This window comes from Thermodesulfomicrobium thermophilum DSM 16697, from assembly GCF_059568695.1.
Genome location: NZ_JCANTW010000011.1, coordinates 302,205 through 316,124, shown reverse-complemented (window position 1 = coordinate 316,124; position 13,920 = coordinate 302,205). Strand labels below are relative to the sequence as shown.

General features: G+C 59.4%; 15 protein-coding genes and 1 tRNA gene. 11 read left to right on the top strand and 5 right to left on the bottom strand.

Annotation, left to right across the window (positions count from 1 at the left end; translation table 11 throughout):
- Positions 1–22 precede the first annotated feature (22 nt).
- Genes hmcB through BR00_RS02745 form a run of 9 tightly spaced genes read left to right on the top strand, consistent with a single transcriptional unit; the run spans position 23 to position 7,815 of the window.
- Complete coding sequence (hmcB, locus tag BR00_RS02785; RefSeq protein ID WP_496476095.1) at positions 23–1,078, top strand: sulfate respiration complex iron-sulfur protein HmcB; 1,056 nt, start codon at positions 23–25, stop codon at positions 1,076–1,078.
- 10 nt (positions 1,079–1,088) lie between these two features.
- The gene (gene hmcC / locus BR00_RS02780; protein ID WP_496476094.1) at positions 1,089–2,258 is read left to right on the top strand and encodes a sulfate respiration complex protein HmcC; all 1,170 of its coding nucleotides are present in this window, start codon (positions 1,089–1,091) and stop codon (positions 2,256–2,258) included.
- A 10-nt stretch (positions 2,259–2,268) separates the two neighbouring features.
- Positions 2,269–2,418, top strand: coding sequence for a sulfate respiration complex protein HmcD (gene hmcD / locus BR00_RS02775; RefSeq protein WP_281749957.1), 150 nt, complete (start codon positions 2,269–2,271; stop codon positions 2,416–2,418).
- Positions 2,419–2,444: 26 nt separating this feature from the next.
- Positions 2,445–3,119 carry a sulfate respiration complex protein HmcE gene (gene hmcE / locus BR00_RS02770; protein ID WP_496476093.1) on the top strand — a complete coding sequence of 225 codons (675 nt, stop codon included), beginning with the start codon at positions 2,445–2,447 and terminating at the stop codon, positions 3,117–3,119.
- A 14-nt stretch (positions 3,120–3,133) separates the two neighbouring features.
- Positions 3,134–4,516, top strand: coding sequence for a sulfate respiration complex iron-sulfur protein HmcF (gene hmcF, locus BR00_RS02765; protein WP_496476092.1), 1,383 nt, complete (start codon positions 3,134–3,136; stop codon positions 4,514–4,516).
- A gap of 48 nt (positions 4,517–4,564) precedes the next feature.
- Positions 4,565–5,482: a universal stress protein gene (locus BR00_RS02760; protein WP_496476091.1), complete on the top strand. Its 918-nt coding sequence runs from the start codon at positions 4,565–4,567 to the stop codon at positions 5,480–5,482.
- Positions 5,483–5,494: 12 nt separating this feature from the next.
- Positions 5,495–5,851: a DVU0259 family response regulator domain-containing protein gene (gene divK, locus BR00_RS02755; RefSeq protein WP_281749961.1), complete on the top strand. Its 357-nt coding sequence runs from the start codon at positions 5,495–5,497 to the stop codon at positions 5,849–5,851.
- Positions 5,852–5,908: 57 nt separating this feature from the next.
- Entirely contained in the window at positions 5,909–7,384 is a 1,476-nt protein-coding gene (locus tag BR00_RS02750; protein WP_496476090.1) for a two-component system sensor histidine kinase NtrB, read from the top strand.
- Between the two features lie 14 nt (positions 7,385–7,398).
- Positions 7,399–7,815 carry an RrF2 family transcriptional regulator gene (locus tag BR00_RS02745; protein WP_496476089.1) on the top strand — a complete coding sequence of 139 codons (417 nt, stop codon included), beginning with the start codon at positions 7,399–7,401 and terminating at the stop codon, positions 7,813–7,815.
- On the opposite strand, the gene ylqF is transcribed toward BR00_RS02745, so the two are convergent.
- From ylqF to BR00_RS02720, 5 genes are all read right to left on the bottom strand, one after another.
- Positions 7,812–8,639 (bottom strand): ribosome biogenesis GTPase YlqF, encoded by an 828-nt coding sequence (gene ylqF, locus BR00_RS02740; protein WP_496476088.1) that lies wholly within the window; start codon positions 8,637–8,639, stop codon positions 7,812–7,814. The genes BR00_RS02745 and ylqF overlap by 4 nt on opposite strands.
- A gap of 66 nt (positions 8,640–8,705) precedes the next feature.
- Positions 8,706–9,320, bottom strand: a complete 615-nt coding sequence (locus tag BR00_RS02735; protein WP_496476087.1) for a hypothetical protein — start codon at positions 9,318–9,320, stop codon at positions 8,706–8,708.
- 69 nt (positions 9,321–9,389) lie between these two features.
- Entirely contained in the window at positions 9,390–10,391 is a 1,002-nt protein-coding gene (locus BR00_RS02730; RefSeq protein WP_496476086.1) for a tryptophan--tRNA ligase, read from the bottom strand.
- Between the two features lie 12 nt (positions 10,392–10,403).
- On the bottom strand, positions 10,404–11,045 hold the full coding sequence (locus BR00_RS02725) for a site-2 protease family protein (RefSeq protein WP_496476085.1): 642 nt from the start codon (positions 11,043–11,045) through the stop codon (positions 10,404–10,406).
- An 11-nt stretch (positions 11,046–11,056) separates the two neighbouring features.
- Positions 11,057–11,662, bottom strand: coding sequence for a UbiX family flavin prenyltransferase (locus tag BR00_RS02720; protein ID WP_496476084.1), 606 nt, complete (start codon positions 11,660–11,662; stop codon positions 11,057–11,059).
- A gap of 34 nt (positions 11,663–11,696) precedes the next feature.
- Here BR00_RS02720 and BR00_RS02715 point away from each other — a divergent pair.
- Both BR00_RS02715 and BR00_RS02710 read left to right on the top strand, forming a co-directional pair.
- Positions 11,697–11,773 (top strand) — tRNA-Arg (locus BR00_RS02715).
- Positions 11,774–11,973: 200 nt separating this feature from the next.
- Positions 11,974–13,917 carry a CHASE2 domain-containing protein gene (locus BR00_RS02710; RefSeq protein WP_496476083.1) on the top strand — a complete coding sequence of 648 codons (1,944 nt, stop codon included), beginning with the start codon at positions 11,974–11,976 and terminating at the stop codon, positions 13,915–13,917.
- The last annotated feature ends 3 nt before the right edge of the window (positions 13,918–13,920 follow it).

The window sequence follows — 13,920 nt, the reverse complement described above, 5'->3', positions numbered from 1 at the left end:
GGGCGATAGGAGCTGCATCACCATGAAACGGAGAGCATTCATCGGTATTCTGGCAGGCGCCGGGGCTTCTTTGGCCGCGGGAACTGCTGGTGCCGCTGGAAACCATCATTTTACGGGATATCCCGATAGTTATGGCGTTCTTTTCGACAGCACCAAATGTATCGGATGCCGCAAGTGCGAGGCAGCGTGTAATGCCGTCAATGAATTACCGAAACCAGAGTTGCCTTTTGACGACTTGTCGGTTTTGGAGAAGCGCCGGCGCACGCATCATGACACATTCACCGTTGTCAATAAATATGAGTACAATGGTAAACCTGTATTCCGGAAGATTCAGTGTAACCATTGTCAAGAGCCGGCGTGCGCATCTGCATGCTTTGTCGGTGCATTCAAGAAGGAGCCAACAGGCGCGGTGAGCTATGATGCATCCCGCTGTGTGGGCTGCCGCTATTGTATGATAGCCTGTCCCTTTGAAATTCCCACGTACGAGTATCATGACCCCATAACCCCGCGAGTGCGCAAATGCACCATGTGTCAGCCGCGGATTTTGGAAGGAAAACTTCCGGGGTGTGTGGAAGCCTGTCCTAAAGGCGCTTTGGTGTTTGGTCATCGCGAGGAACTCTTGCAGATCGCCCGGGAGCGCATCCGTAAGCATCCCGAACTCTATGTGAATCATATCTACGGTGAGCAGGAGATGGGCGGCACCAACTGGCTGTACGTCTCCGGAGTGCCCTTTGAAATTCTGGGCATGCGTGAGGATTTGGGCATCACCCCTGCGCCGAAGCTGACCACCGGCGCTTTGTCCGTGGTTCCTGCGGTGGTGGGGTTGTGGCCTATGTTTCTCACCGGCGCCTACGCCATCACCAAGCGCAAGGAAAAGATTGCGGCCGAGGAGCGGGCCCGTGCTGTGCGCGAGGCCGTGGCCGAGGCTGAAGCCGAGGCAGCCAAGAAATTGGCCTCCGCCCTGGAAAAGGCCGAGCGGGAAAAACAAGCGGCCATTGACCGTGAAGTAAAGAAAGCGCTCAAAGAAGCAGAAGAAGCCCGAAAGAAGGCGGAAGCTGCTTCTGAAGGTGAGGAGTAAGGAGGGCCTTATGGCGCATGTTGCAGCACCAAGCAAAAAATTCTGGACCCCGGCCAATATCATTACGGCGATCATCCTGGTCATTGGTCTCGTGCTTACGGTGAAGCGTTTCACCATGGGTATTGGAGCGGTGTCCAATCTATCGGATGACAATCCGTGGGGTATTTGGATCGGCTTCGATCTCTTGTGCGGCGTCGCTTTGGCCGCTGGTGGCTATACCACGACGGCGGCGGTGTATCTCTTTGGCATGAAGAAATACCATTCCGCGGTTCGGCCGGCCATCACCACCGCGTTCTTGGGCTATGCCTTTGTGGTTTTCGCCCTGCTCTACGATCTGGGCCGCTACTACCGGCTCCCCTATCCCTTGACCATTTACCCTGGACCCACCTCTTTTCTCTTTGAAGTGGGCTTGTGTGTGGCTCTGTATTTGACGGTGCTGGCTATCGAGTTCTCTCCTTTCTTGTGGGAGGTACTCGGGTGGGCCAAGATCCGCCATCTGGTGCACAAGTTGACCTTGGCGCTTACCATCTTCGGCGTCATCCTCTCTACGTTGCATCAGTCCTCCTTGGGCGGTCTGTATCTCATTGCCCCGTCCAAGCTGCATCCCTTGTGGTACTCCATCTATCTGCCGCTGTTCTTCTTCCTCTCGAGTATTCCGGCAGGACTTTCCATGGTGATCTTGGAAGGAACGCTCTCCCACAAATATCTCGGCCACAAGATGGACGAAGAGCATCACCATGGATTTTCTCCGGTGGTTTTGGGATTCTCCAAGGCGGCATCTGTGGTACTGTTTGCCTACTTCTGCATGAAGTGGATCGGTGTTGCCATGGATAATAACTGGAGCTATCTCGGCACAGGATGGGGGCTGTGGTTCTTGGTGGAGGTCTTGGGGTTTGTCTTGCTTCCCTGCATCCTCTACGCTGTGGCGGCCCGGGAGAAGAATGAACGCGTCGCGTTCTACGCATCCATCATGACTGTTGCTGGCATTATTTTGAATCGCCTCAATGTGTCCATCATTGCCTTCAATTGGCGTCTGCCTGCAGAGGCGCGGTATTTTCCCTCTCTCGAAGAGTTCCTCATTACCGTGTTCATCGTGACCTTGGAGATCACAGTGTTGCGTATTTGTCTCAATAAACTCCCCATCTTGCACCAGCATCCCCAGTTCCGGGATGCCCACTAGGAGGTTCGCGATGGAGTTCATGACCTATCACGACTTCATGTTCTGGACCAAAGGCATGGCCTATGTGGGAATGGGGCTTGCCTTGGTCGGGTTCATCGTGTTCTGGAATTTTCTGACCAGCCGCGAGGATGACCGCTTCGCGGACAAGGAAGAAGAATAGCCGGCGTCGGTCCAAGGAGGATCCGTATGTATGCGTTGTTGACCGGACCACTGTTGTGGTTTTCGTTCGCGGTGTTTTTCATTGGACTGGGGGTGCGGGTGGTCTTGTACTTCCGCGGCTTGGACTGGCGTCTGGACCGGGTGGCCTATACCACACAGTTGCCCTACGGCCTCAAAGGGGCGTGGCGTTCGGTGTATAAATGGCTCATCCCCTTCGGCACTCATAGCTGGCGGGTAAAGCCCGTATTCACCACCGCGTTTTTTGTATTCCATATTGGTTTGGTGATTGTGCCCCTCTTCTTGGAGGGCCATGTGGTGATGATCCGAAACGGCCTTGGTCTGTCCTGGCCGACGTTGCCGCAAGGTCTGGCGGACTTTCTCGCCATCGCCGCCTTTTTGGCCGGCGTGGGGATTGGCATTCGCCGTTTTGCCTTGCCTGAAGTGCGTATTCTCACGGACTTCAAAGATGTGGCGTTGCTGGTGCTTACGCTGACCCTGCTGGGTTCGGGTATCATGGCCGCCCGGCACACGGAGAGCTATATGACCTGGCTCACCCTGCACATCCTTTGCGGTCATGTGGTGTTGCTTGCGGCTCCTTTTACCAAGCTGGCGCATATTGCCTTGTTCTTCTGTACGCGCATTCAGCTGGGGATGGACTTTGGTATCAAGCGCGGTGGAATGAAGACCAATTTTGACTGGTAAGCGAGGAATGGACCATGCCCGAAGGAAAACTTTGTAATAAGAAGCCCGTATCCACCCGCGAAGAGCTCGATGCCTTGCTGTCGGATACCAACGGGCGGCAATACTATGCGGAAATGGAGCAGCTGGATGTGGATTCCGACGCCTTGTGGGCCACGATCCAGAAGACCATGAAGTCCCGTCTCAAGACTTGGCTGGAAATTTGTGCCCATTGCGGTCTATGTGCGGATAGTTGCTTTTTGTATACGGTCAACGAAAAGGATCCCACCCAGGTCCCGTCCTACAAGATTCAATCCACGCTGGGAGAAATCGTCCGCCGTAAGGGCAAGGTGTCCAATGAGTTTATGCGCATGTGCATGGATACGGCCTGGTCCAAGTGCACCTGCTGCAACCGTTGTGGCACCTATTGCCCCTACGGCATCGATATGGGCGTCATGTTCAGCTACTTGCGTGGTCTTCTGCACTCCCAGGGCTTTGTGCCGTGGGAGCTCAAGATCGGCTCCGGCATGCATCGTCTCTTCCGCGCCCAGATGGACGTGACTGTGGAAGACTTTGTGGATACGTGCGAGTGGATGGTGGAAGAGGCCCAGGACGAGTGGCCGTGCTTGGAGATCCCCATCGACAAAGAAGATGCGGACATCGTGTATATGATCAACGCTCGCGAGGCCAAGCACTACCCGGAAGACATCGTGGAGGCTGCCATCCTCTTTCATATCGCCGGGGAGAACTGGACTATGCCCAGCGTGGGCTGGGAGATGACGAGCCTTGCCATGTTTGCGGGGGACTGGGAGGCCTGCAAGATGCAGGTGGAGACCATCTACAGCGCCATGGAGCGGCTGCGCCCCAAACGCATGGTCGCTACTGAATGCGGGCATGCCTACCGAGCCACGGTCATTGAAGGTCCGTATTGGGCGGGACGTCCGGATGGCAAGCCACCGGTGGAATGCATTCATTACGTGGAGTGGGTGGCCGAAGCCTTGGAAACCGGAAAGCTCAAGATCGATCCTGCGAAGAAGATCAAAGAGCCGGTCACGGTCCAGGATTCGTGCAACTATGTGCGTAATGCGGGGCTTCGTGAGTGTACGCGCATCATCATGAAGCACATCGCCGAAGACTTCCGTGAGATGGCTCCATGTAAGGAGCACAACTATTGCTGTGGCGGCGGTGGCGGCTTCAATGGTATCGGTCGGTACCGCAAGCAACGGAATATCGCCCTCAAGATGAAGCGGGAACAGATTCTGGCGACAGGCGCCAAGCTCGTGGTGGCTCCATGCCACAACTGTTGGGATGCCATCCGGGATCTGGAGGAAGAGTACCAGATCGGCATCAAGTGGACTTTCCTCAAGCCCTTGCTCATCAAGATGGTGGAAGTGCCCCCGCACTTGCGGCCCGAGGAGTAAGAGCCACGGCGCGCTGTGAGGCGCGCCGCAACCCAACGGAGTTGACCGATGTTCAAGAAGATTTTGTTCGCCACATCTGGATCTCCCTGCTGTGACGCTGCGGCTCGGGTCGCCTTCGACATGGCGGTGCGCTATGACGCAGAGCTTTTCGTCTTCCACGTACTTGGTGTTCCCAGCCGTGGGTTCAGCCACATCGTTGTGGACGTGCGTACCGGCGAAAAGGTGGAACTGGACGCCGATTATATCGCGTGGGTTCAGGACGAGCTCAAGAACACCTATGACCGCCAGCTGCGCTCCGGCGCCCGGTGTTCCATCGAGGCCGTAGTGGGGATCCCGCACCGGGAAATCCTGCGTAAGGCTCGTCAGGAAGACGTGGATATCATTGTCATGGGCGCGAGTACCTCCGGGTGCGAGGGGGATTCCGAAGCCTATCCCAAGCACTTTGCCGGTTCCACCTTGCAGCGGGTGGCCAAGGCATCCAAGGCGCCGGTCTTGGTGGTGAACCGTCCCGCCGCGTCGTTCTGGGGCGGGTTCACCAATATCGTCTTTGGGGCGGACTTCTCGCGCGCCTCGGAGTACGCCTTCCAGTTCGCACTGAAGACAGCTCGGGAACTGGGGGCCAAGCTCCATGTGTTCCATGCCATCGATATCGAATCCCAGCATGGCCTCATCTCGCAGCAGGAGATCGACGACCGCATGCTGGAGGCCCGGGATCGCATTCGTCGGAAGTACTTGCTCCAGGCCAAGGGCTATCCCCATATCAATGCGGATGTGTGGGAAGGTATTCCCTATGTGGAAATCGTGAAGTATGCGCGAGAGCGCCAGGCGGATCTCATCGTCATGGCGCACCATTCTCGGGAGACATCCGACGCTTCGTTGGGACGTACCCTTGAGCAGGTGCTGTTGCGGGCATCGTGTCCGGTGGTTTCGGTCAACCGTCCGGACAAAGTGGTGGACAACGAATAAAGGGGGAACACCATGGCCAAGAAGATTTTGATCATCGACGACGATCCCAACATTGTCACTTACTTGGAAGACATCTTCCAGGACAACGGCTACGCCACGTGCAAGGCCACGGACGGGGCCGACGCCATGGATGTGGTGCGCTCGGAGCGTCCGGACCTCATTACCTTGGATCTGGAAATGCCCAAGGAGTGGGGGCCCCGGTTTTACCGGCAGCTGAGCCAGGACGAGGAGTTCGGCGGCATCCCGGTCATCGTGATCAGTGGGCTTGCCGGCAACAAGTACGCCATCCCCAAGGCGGTTGCCTCGTTCACCAAACCTTTCGACCGCGAGGAGCTCCTCAAGGTCGTCAAGGAAACGCTCGGCGAGTAACGCACTTCGAAGCCCCCGCCGCTTGGGGTGGGGGCTTCCTTTTTGTGGGATGCGGTTATGATTGTTGCGAGTGAATCCATTGTCGTTGCCACCGTGGACGTGGAGCACGGGCAGGTGCTCGCCCGGGTGCTGGCGGAGCATGGCTTCCGGCCGGTCTTGTGCCGGTGCACGGAAGTCGCCCGTACTCTGCACGAGGTGCGGCCTCGGTTGCTGATCCTCGGCCATTGTCGGCAGGACGGCGAAGCCTTGCTTCGCGACATTTTGCAGCAATTTCCCCGGATCCGGGTCATCGCCCTGCTGGAGCCGGGAGAAACCGAGCAGGGGCTGGATCTTTTGGATGCCGGCGCCTCCGATATTTTGGTCAAACCTGTGGGGGAACGGGCGCTGTCCATCGCGGTGAAACGCGCTTTGGATATTCTGGACCTGCAAGAGCAATGCGATATCGTGCGGGAGAAGAACAAAATCTTACGCATGAGTCAGCAGATGTGCCGCCAACTTTTTGATGAGGTGCCGTGTTATATTTCGGTGCAGAACAAGGATTGGCGTATCGTTCGTGCCAATCGGCATTTCAAAGAGGATTTCGGTGATTGTCTTGGAGAGCACTGCTACGAAATTTACAAACACCGCACCCATCCCTGCCCCAATTGTCCGGTAGAAGCGACCTTTGCCGACGGGTTGATGCATCAAACGGAAGAAGTAGTGACGACGCGTAGCGGCCAGCAGCGCATCGTACTCACCATGACCGCGCCCATTCGGGATGAAAATGGGAATATCGTGGAAGTCATGGAGCTTTCCACGGATATTTCCCAGATTCGGGAACTGCAAAGCCGTCTGACCTCTTTGGGCCTTTTCATCGGCTCTATTTCCCATGGGGTGCGCGGCATGCTCACCGCTCTTGATGGCGGGATGTACCGTCTGGAAAAGGGGATCGAGACCGGAGATATGGACCGTATCCGCAGTGGTGTGGAGCTGGTTAAACTCATGGTGGCGCGTATCCGCAACTCCGTCTTGGAAATGCTCTATTACTCCAAGGAGCGAGAATTGAACATCCAACACATCGATGTTCGCTCCTTTGCAGAAAGTGTCGCGAATTTTGTAGAGCCCAAAGCGGAAAAACACGGTGTCGCCTTTCAGAGGGATTTTTCCCAGGATTTGGGACAGGTATCTTTGGACCCGGAGGTCATTTCCTCCGGGCTGGTCAATATCCTCGAAAACGCGGTGGACGCCTGCATCGATGACGAAGCCAAGCCCCACCATGAGGTCGTGTTCGCCGTGTCGGCCACGGCGCACGAAGTTTGCTTTGCCGTGCGGGACAATGGGACCGGTATGGATCGCCAGACCCAAGAAAAAATGTTTTCTTTGTTTTTTTCTTCCAAAGGGAGCCGGGGAACCGGTCTTGGGCTGTATATCGCCAATGACGTTGTCCAACAGCATGGCGGCCGCATTGAAGTGCAGTCCGCTTTGGGCGAGGGAACGGAATTTCGGGTGTTTCTTCCCCGGCAGCCCCGTGTGCAGCCGGCACCGGCATCATGAATGGAGATGGGCGCATGCGTTTGACCACTCGGAGTCGCTACGGCACCCGGCTGCTTCTCGACATTGCCTTACACCAGGACGCAGGGTGGGTAAGTACGTCCGATATTGCCGCGCGGCAAAATATTTCTCAGAAATATTTGGAAAAACTTGTAACCGGCCTGCGGCAGAGTGGTCTTATTCAAAGTAAGCGCGGACCGTTCGGTGGGCATCGGCTGGCCAAATCCGCCGACGAGATCACCGTGGGGGATGTGGTGCGCGCTCTGGAAGAGCGCCTCCTCATTTCCAGTTGCTCGGACGGCGAGCGCTTGTGCGGCGAATGCACCTTGGCCGGAGAATGCGTCACCCAATTTGTGTGGATCGAGGCGTCCAATGTCTTGATGCAAACCCTCGATTCGTATCGCTTAAGCGATCTCATCCGCCGAAAAGGCTAGGCAGGCGGTTTTTGAAAACTGATCCGTCCAAGTTTTCCGCTGCGAAGGTCGCCTAAGAGCACTTGGGCGGCCTTTTCTTCATCCACTACACCCCCGGCGCGCAGGCAGCCCCGTCGTTTTCCGACGTTCCAAAGAAATTCCTCCGGTGTGCCATCGCCGGTAATCCCATAGCGGGTCTTGAGGCGTTCCGGGTAGTATTGTTGCAGAAGCGCCACTGCGCCGACAGCCACGGTCCATAAGTCGAGAGCGGTTTCGCGGATGGCGCCTGAGGCGGCCAAAAGCAGGGCGTCGTGCTGGTCTTCCAATTTGGGCCAAAGTACCCCGGGGGTGTCGTAGAGGGTGGTTTCCTCGTCCAAATGGATGCGTTTGGGAGCGCGGGTGATGGCGGCTTTGTCCGCGGCCAAAGAGACCTTGCGGCCGGCCAGGGTGTTGAGGAGCGTCGATTTGCCCACATTGGGGATGCCGGCGATGAGGAGCACGAGGGGCCGCAGGCGGAAGTTGCGCGGCGGCGTAAGGGTACGGGCGGCCTGCAGGACGCCGCGGCTGGCTTTGGGGTCTGAGGCCACGAGGGGAAGGACGTCGAGGTCGTGGTCTCGCCAATGGCGCACCCATGCCCGGGTCACGCCGGGGTCTGCCAAGTCGCTTTTATTGAGCACGACCACGCAGGGCTTGGCGCCGCGAAGCTGGTGGAGCAGGGGATTGCGGCTCGCCGCGGGTAAGCGGGCGTCGAGTATTTCGATGACCACGTCGGTCTTGGGCAGCAGCTCCGCCAGTTGTCGACGGGTGCGGTGCATGTGTCCAGGGAACCATTGAATCGATTGCATAGGACCTCAAAAACAGCGTGCGCCCCCAAAGAGGCGCACGTCAGGGAAAACTTTCGGGAAATCCGGTTAGTGGGTGGCGCCGAGTTCCGTTTGCACCTGCTGGACGAGCTCTTTGGCCCGCAGCAGCTTGTCCTGCTGGTCCGGGGTGAACATCTGCTCGGACATGTACTGGGTCTTTTGCGCCATTTCCTGCAGGATGGAAGAGAGCAAGGCCGCCCTGGTCTTGGTGGGCAGGGTTTCCAGATCCGCCACCTTGGTTTCCAGGATGCCCATCTTGGTGTCCAGGCGGGTTACGTGTCCTTTGATGGCCGCCAGGTCGTGGAGCTCATCCGTCAGGCGTTGCACCCCGGTGTGGAGGTGCATGTACGCGGCGGCCAGGAGCACGATGAAGGTCAGGGATGCAAAAAGCGCTGCTTTACTCCAAGGAAATCCCGTCTCTGGTTGGGGGACGAGGCGTTCTTCGGGTGAAGGCGCCTCCTCTTGCAGGGAGGCTTCCATCTGCGGGGCAGATGCGCTCAAGATGGCTTCCACTTCGGAATCGGAAAGCCGCTCTGGGGCAAGACGCTGCGCCAGTTTGGCGAAATCTTCTTCAAGCGGGGCGTCTGGCCGCGCCACCGTGAGGATTACCCGCCGGGGGCGTTCTTCCACGTCGTCCAGTTCCAGGTGTTCGGCAAGGTTCATTGAATCACCCTCCTTGATGTGTCCATCCCGTAGCAGCTTTTTGGACGAAAGGCCAGCACAAGCCTGCGACTATCCCAAAGCGGCGATGCCCACGGCGCGTTTGATGCGCGCAAGAAACGGGGCGCTGACTTCCCGCGCCTTTGCCGCGCCTTTTTGAAGGATTGCTTCAATATGCTCAGGATGCCGCATCAACTCCTCGTAGCGTCGGCGCGGCTCCGCGAGTTCTGCATCGATGAGTTCGAAGAGTTCCTGCTTGACGGTTCCCCAGGCGATGCCTTCGGTGAAGCGGCGCCGCATGTCTTCGGTCTGTTCTGGGGTGGCGAATGCCCGGTACATTTCAAAGATGGGACAATTGGGATCTTTGGGCTCGTCCGGGCCCTGAGAATTGGTCACCATGCGCATGATCATCTTGCGCAGGGTCTTTTGCGGGACGAAAAGCGGGATGTAATTGTTGTAGCTTTTGCTCATTTTGCGGCCATCGAGGCCCACCAGCACGGCCACCGATTCATCCACGCGCGCTTCCGGGAGTACGAAGTGCTCGCCATAGTGGTGATTGAAGCGCTGGGCGATGTCCCGTGTCATTTCCAAATGTTGCACCTGATCCTTGCCCACCGGGACGACGTGTGCGTTGAACATGAGGATATCTGCAGCCATGAGAATGGGATAGCAGTAGAGCCCCATGGTGATGCCGGCGTCGGGATCGGCGCAGCGCTCTTCTTCATTGGCCTGGACCGCGGCCTTGTAGGCGTGGGCCCGGTTCATGAGCCCTTTGGCGGTCATGCAGGTGAGAATCCAGGTGAGCTGGGGGATTTCCGGGATGTCGGATTGGCGGTAGAAGGTGATCACATCTGGGTCAAGGCCCAAGGCAAGCCAGGTGGCAGCCACCTCGAGGGTGGACTGATGCACCTGTTGGGGATCGTGGCATTTGATGAGGGCGTGGAGGTCCGCCAGGAAGAGAAAGGAGCGGGTATCGGGGTCGCGGCTTTCCGCGATGGCAGGGCGGATGGCGCCCACGTAGTTGCCCAAATGGGGTGTGCCTGTGGTGGTGATGCCGGTGAGTACGGTTTTCATGCGGTGTTTTCCTTATGCCAACAAAAGTGCCTGCGCCAGGCGCAGGGCAGGACGGATGACGAACGAGAGGGCTCCGGTCATGGCGAGGATGAGGATGGCGATGAAGCCGAAGCGCTCCCAACGAAGGTACTGGGTTGCCAGGTGGGGCGGTAAGAGCCAGGCGACGACCTTGCTGCCGTCGAGAGGTGGGATCGGCAGGAGGTTGAAGACCGCTAAGGCGACGTTGATGGAGACCCCGGCGAGGGCGATGCCGGCCAGGGGGCGGCCCCAAAAGGCCGCCTGGGGGGTGCTCCAATCGACGGGCAGGCTTTCGAGCCCCCAAAACAGGAGTGCGAAAGCAAACGCCACGACGAGATTAGCCGCAGGGCCAGCCAGGGCCACGAGCACCATGTCCCGGCGCGGGGAGGCGTAGTAGCGTGGGTCCACGGGCACCGGCTTGGCCCAGCCGATGGCCTGGGTGAGTACAAGGGCGAGGGTCCCCAGGGGGTCGAGGTGGCGCAAGGGGTTGGCCGTGAGGCGGCCGGCCAGCCTGGGCGTGGGATCCCCCAGAAGGTACGAGACCCATCCGTGGGCCACTTCATGGCAGGTGATGCCCACGAGAAACGGCACGGCCATGATGGCCAGATGCTGAATGGTTGCAGCGAGTTCGTCCATGGGAAGGCGGGCTAGCAGGAAGCCTCCTGCGGGGCAAGTTCGGGTTCGCCCCAGCGAGGCGCGAGATCATGGGGCAGGCCCAGTTGGTCCAGGACCCGTCCTGCAAAGGTGCGGGTGAGATCCTCGATGGTGCGGGGGTGGTGGTAAAATCCAGGGCAGGGAGGCATGATGACCGCTCCCATGCGGCCAAGGCGCAGGAGGTTGCGCAGATGGATTTCCGCAAGCGGCGTTTCCCGGGGAACCAGGATGAGGGGGCGGCGTTCCTTGAGGGTGACGTCCGCGGCCCGGTGCACCAGGTTGCGGCCCGCGCCTGAAGCAAGAGCCCCGAGGGTGGCCATGGAACACGGGCAGATGATCATGCCGTGATGCATCCAGGAGCCGCTCGATGGCGGCGCGGCGAGATCATGCGCTTCGTGGACGGCGGCAAAGTGTCGGGTGATCGCTTCCTGGGGCGGGCCTTCGTGCTGGAGCACCAGCTGGCCTCCAGGGGAGATGATGCCATGGAGCTCCACCTGGGGGTGGGCTCCGAGTACTTCGGCGAGGGCCTGGGCATAGGGCATGGCGCTGGCGCCGGTGATGGCCAGAAGAATGCGTCGGATCATCAATGTGCTTGACAAGAGTACGGTCTCCTTCTTAGAGGGCTTCTCCCGTGCGCAATTAGCTCAGTTGGATAGAGCGTTAGCCTCCGGAGCTAAAGGTCGCAGGTTCGATTCCTGCATTGCGCACCAGGTTTTTCTCGCGGGTTGCAGCGTTGGCTGTGACCCGCTTTGTTTTTGAGCGCGCGCCGCGCTGGCCGCGTTTCCCGGGGGCAGGGCGGCAGGCGTGTCTGTATCGGCGCAGGACTCCAACGTCAAAAGGCGGTGGGGCCTTTTTTTTTGTGCGCTTCTTCGGCATGGATCAGGGGGATGCATAGAGCATGGAGGCGCATATGGGACGGTGGCGGCGGGTGATCATCGGCTTGGGGGTCGTGGCCTTGGGGGTGCTGCTTGCCGTGTGGCGGCCGCAGGTCGTGGAAAATCTCGACGAATGGTTGGGCGACTATCGCTTGCGGTGGCGCGGACCGATCTCTGCCCCACCGTCGGTGGTCATCGTGGCCATTGACGAAAAGAGTATCCAACGTCTGGGCCGCTGGCCGTGGTCCAGGTCTACTATGGCCCGGGTGGTGGACGCCCTGACTCGCGCCGGCGCGGAGCTTGTGGTGTACGATATCATTTGGAGCGAAGCCGCCCAAGGAGATGCCGAACTGGCTGCGGCCTTGGAGCGTTCTGGCAATGCCATCCTCCCCCTGGCCTTCGATTTCGAGGCCGACCATCCCGATCAGGACACTTCCGTGGTGGCACAAATGAGTCCCCTTCGGGTCAGCAACCTGGAGCATCTGCGCCGCTATCCTCCCATCCAGGCGCGAGGCGCGTTGGTGCCACGGCCGGAACTGGTGGATCAGGCCATGGCCCTGGGGCATATCAATATGCTGCCTGATGCCGACGGCGTGCTGCGCCACGAGCTGGCCGTCGTGGCCCATGAGGGATATTTCCAGCCGTCGGTGGCGGTGCGGGCCGCAGCCGTGTATTGGGGCCTTCCCGAGGGGAGGATCCAGTACGTCGCCGGCCAAGGCTTGGTTTTGGGGGATCGCTTCGTCCCGCTGGATTCGTGGGGCCGTATGCGTATTCCCTATTACGGGCCAGAGGGGACATTTCGTCGGGTCAGCGTGGCGGACGTGCTCGACGGCAAGGTGAATCTTGCGGGGAGCATTGCCTTGGTGGGAGCTACGGCGGTGGGGGTGTACGACCTACGGGTGACCCCCACCTCGCCGGCCATGCCGGGGATCGAAAAACATGCCTCGGTCCTTGCCGCCCTGCTCGAGGGGCGACTGTTGCGCGATGCGCCCTCGTGGGTGGAGCCTGCGGTCACGGCGGCCATAGGCGTGGTGTCCGTGCTGGTTTTGGCGTGGCTCCCGGCGTCGGTGTCCGCCGTGGTGGTTTTGCTGGGGGCGCTCGGTGTCGTCGGAGGCGGGTATTTGGCTTTTGTGCGCTGGAGCTGGTGGCTTCCCGCAGCCATGCCCGTGGCCACGACCCTGGCCACAGCAGGGGTGACCACGGCCTACGCCTATGCGGTGGAAGAGCGCCACGCCCGACAGATTCGGCGCATGTTCGCCTCGTACGTCACGGAAAAGTTGGTGGAGGAATTGGTGCGCAATCCGGAGGCCGCCCGCCTTGGCGGTTCCCGTCGCGAGATCACGGTGCTCTTTGCCGACGTCAAAGGTTTTACCTCGTTTTCGGAGCACCATCCCCCGGAAGAGGTGGTGGCCATTCTCAATGAGTACCTCGGCGCCATGACCGAGGTGGTCTTCCAGCATGATGGCACGTTGGACAAGTTCATCGGCGATGCCATCCTCGCCTTCTGGGGGGCGCCGGTGGACCAGCCGGACCACGCCCTGCGCGCCGTTGCCTGCGGTCTGGGCATGCTCGACCGTCTGGCCGAACTTTCCGTTGCCTGGCAGGCCGCGGGAAAGCCGGTGCTCACGTGCGGCATCGGCATCAATTCCGGGGCCGTGGTCGTGGGCAACATCGGCGCGGAAGGCAAGAAAATGGACTATACTGTCATCGGCGACGAGGTGAACCTCGGCTCCCGGGTGGAGGGGCTGACCCGTATCTACGAGGTCCCTTTGCTCATCACGGACAATACCCTGGAGCGTATTCGTGACGCCCTGTTGGCCGAGGCCTTGGGCCCGGTGCGCATACGGGGGCTGGAACGGGTGGCGGTCAAGGGCAAGGAACGGCCGGTGGGGATTTACGCCGTGGAACGCCTGCCCCAGGGACCAAGTATGATCGAGGAGATTGCTGCAACCGAGGTGCGCAAGCTCACCAGGAAGTAATCC

Coding starts and splice junctions, on each gene's coding strand:
- hmcB (WP_496476095.1), top strand. CDS start 23: ATGAAACGGAGAGCATTCATCGGTATTCTGGCAGGCGCCGGGGCTTCT.
- hmcC (WP_496476094.1), top strand. CDS start 1,089: ATGGCGCATGTTGCAGCACCAAGCAAAAAATTCTGGACCCCGGCCAAT.
- hmcD (WP_281749957.1), top strand. CDS start 2,269: ATGGAGTTCATGACCTATCACGACTTCATGTTCTGGACCAAAGGCATG.
- hmcE (WP_496476093.1), top strand. CDS start 2,445: ATGTATGCGTTGTTGACCGGACCACTGTTGTGGTTTTCGTTCGCGGTG.
- hmcF (WP_496476092.1), top strand. CDS start 3,134: ATGCCCGAAGGAAAACTTTGTAATAAGAAGCCCGTATCCACCCGCGAA.
- BR00_RS02760 (WP_496476091.1), top strand. CDS start 4,565: ATGTTCAAGAAGATTTTGTTCGCCACATCTGGATCTCCCTGCTGTGAC.
- divK (WP_281749961.1), top strand. CDS start 5,495: ATGGCCAAGAAGATTTTGATCATCGACGACGATCCCAACATTGTCACT.
- BR00_RS02750 (WP_496476090.1), top strand. CDS start 5,909: ATGATTGTTGCGAGTGAATCCATTGTCGTTGCCACCGTGGACGTGGAG.
- BR00_RS02745 (WP_496476089.1), top strand. CDS start 7,399: ATGCGTTTGACCACTCGGAGTCGCTACGGCACCCGGCTGCTTCTCGAC.
- ylqF (WP_496476088.1), bottom strand. CDS start 8,639: ATGCAATCGATTCAATGGTTCCCTGGACACATGCACCGCACCCGTCGA.
- BR00_RS02735 (WP_496476087.1), bottom strand. CDS start 9,320: ATGAACCTTGCCGAACACCTGGAACTGGACGACGTGGAAGAACGCCCC.
- BR00_RS02730 (WP_496476086.1), bottom strand. CDS start 10,391: ATGAAAACCGTACTCACCGGCATCACCACCACAGGCACACCCCATTTG.
- BR00_RS02725 (WP_496476085.1), bottom strand. CDS start 11,045: ATGGACGAACTCGCTGCAACCATTCAGCATCTGGCCATCATGGCCGTG.
- BR00_RS02710 (WP_496476083.1), top strand. CDS start 11,974: ATGGGACGGTGGCGGCGGGTGATCATCGGCTTGGGGGTCGTGGCCTTG.